We start from the raw sequence: 2100 nt of genomic DNA, 5'->3' as shown, positions 1-2100 counted from the left end.
AATTCACCGTCCTCACTAGCTTTCCAGCTTCTTAGTTTTGTCAGTCAAGCAGGGGCAACATCTTGAACCGCCGTCCCAACTGATAAGCGATTCACTTCTTCAGTGCCATAGATCCTTTGCTGAAGAGCATTTTGCACCGTTTCTTCCAGCGCAGCATCGACAACATTCAGCCTTTGGAGTTTCTCTTTCGCCTTGATTGCATCAATCATTGCCTCTAAATAGCGATGGGAGTCAAAATTTCCTTCAGACGAGGAAACTAGTGCTTTGATTTCACTCATTTTGGCTTCTTGCTCGCTGCTTCTGGCTAGGCGGTACTGCCAGAACGTAGCAATTCCTAAGCCTAGAGCACCGATTAACGCCATGCTGACTGTGATTGAAAAGTGCCGTTGCAATCGAGCATTTTGTTGTTCTTGGGCAAGCTGTGCTTCTATTGCTTGGATGCGATCGGCTTCTAATACTCGTTGCACTTGGCGACGATCGCTTTCAACTGAGGCTGCTAGAAATTGATGGTCTAGATCACTCAACCACTTTCCTTGCGACCACTGTTGAGCATCTCTGAGGGCTTGCCCACGCAATAGTCGTGACTCATCCTATCCTGTCGTTTCGTTGCAACCCAAACCTCTAGGGCTTGCGAATAGGGGCGTAACGCTCGTAGTTGCTGCTCAACCCATTGCAAATTAAAGACTTCGGCATAGATTCGATTTTTGACACTGAGATAGCCATCCCGCTTGATCACCAACCCAGAGAGAATAAGTTCGATCTGCTCTGGGCTATCGTCAGCAGCAACGGGTAGATGAGTTGAAGCCTCTACGGGTGTCTCCTGCCCCGCTTGCAGAATCTGTTGATAAATTCCCAGTAACCGTCCGGCTGTATCTTGACGACTAAGAATGCGGTTGCGAATCGTCTTCAAATGCTCTGGTTCATCTTGTGCTTCCCAGTCCTTGAGCAGTTTTTCTCGCACCATGCGATCGATCCAATAAGCCTCATGACCTGGAGGAATCATCAAAATTCCGTCGATTGCATCTTGGCTAGAGCGAATGACAAGCTGACAGAGTTTCTGGGTCAAAAAAGGCTGTCCATTCGTCCAATTCAGAACTTCCCGAAGCACCGCTTGAGCATTGTCTGCTTGGATAGCTAGTCCTTTGGTCAAGGGCTGTGCTTCTGCCAAGGTGAAGCCATTGATTGCGATCGCCGTTCCTAAGTTGAACGGGGTTCGCTTGCGGTCTTGGATCAAGTCAGCAGGGGTCGCTACACCAAAAATGGCAAAACAAATGCGTTGGTAGTCGGCGTCGATCGATCGCTGGTTATAACAAAACCGAATGAGGGCAAAAAAATCATCCACCGAAAATGGCAGGCTTAAAATGCTATCAATTTCGTCAATAAAAATGACAATTTTTTCATTGCCCAGTTCTTTGAGTAACACATCACTGATAAAGCGGCTGAGTCGCTGAAGTAGCGAAATATCTTCCTCACTTTTCCACCACGTTTGAAAATCGAACTTTCTTAACGGTTTGAAGCCTCGCCCGATATCTTTAACAATGCCTTTGTACCACTGGAGCAGTGTGATGTTTTCACTACCGATATTGGTCATATCTACCACAGTGCAGCAGTAACCTTCCTGCTGTAGCCGATGCCGAGTACGAACCAACAGAGATGACTTGCCCATATGACGAGAATTGAGGACATAACAAAACTCACCCCGCTTCAGTGCTTCATACAAATTCACGTCCGACTGTCGTGGAATGTAGCTAGGTGCATCGTTGGTCAAGCTTCCGCCAACTTGATAGTTCAAAGATACTTCTTTCATGATTCAGTTCTTTCTGCCAAACCTAATTAGAGATGAACAGTGAGATTTGGAGACTGAGTGATAGAAATGTTTACGCTAGGGCTCTCTAGATCATGAAGCTTATCTCTAAACCGTTGTTCTAAACATTTGAAGCTTGTGATCGATGTTTTTTACAAATTCCACTTTGAGTCTTAATTTGAGAAAACCTAGAAATAAACTTTTGATACATTTATGCCTGTAATTTCACTAATATTGCATCAGAGCTGATTCATAAAGTAAATCTTAAGCAGCCAATCGTTGTACCATCAGACGAA

The 2100-nt window shown here is 45.2% G+C and carries 2 protein-coding genes; both read right to left on the bottom strand.

What is annotated here, in order from left to right; genetic code table 11:
* Positions 1-44 precede the first annotated feature (44 nt).
* On the bottom strand, positions 45-524 hold the full coding sequence (locus AC5I6P_RS06720; protein WP_495692976.1) for a hypothetical protein: 480 nt from the start codon (positions 522-524) through the stop codon (positions 45-47).
* On the bottom strand, positions 521-1807 hold the full coding sequence (locus tag AC5I6P_RS06715; RefSeq protein WP_495692975.1) for an AAA-like domain-containing protein: 1287 nt from the start codon (positions 1805-1807) through the stop codon (positions 521-523). The genes AC5I6P_RS06720 and AC5I6P_RS06715 overlap by 4 nt, the downstream gene beginning before the upstream one ends.
* Positions 1808-2100 lie beyond the last annotated feature (293 nt).

It is taken from the genome of Myxacorys sp., assembly GCF_059501405.1.
Note: the sequence above shows the minus strand (reverse complement) of the source record. Positions and strands in the feature narration are given on the sequence as shown.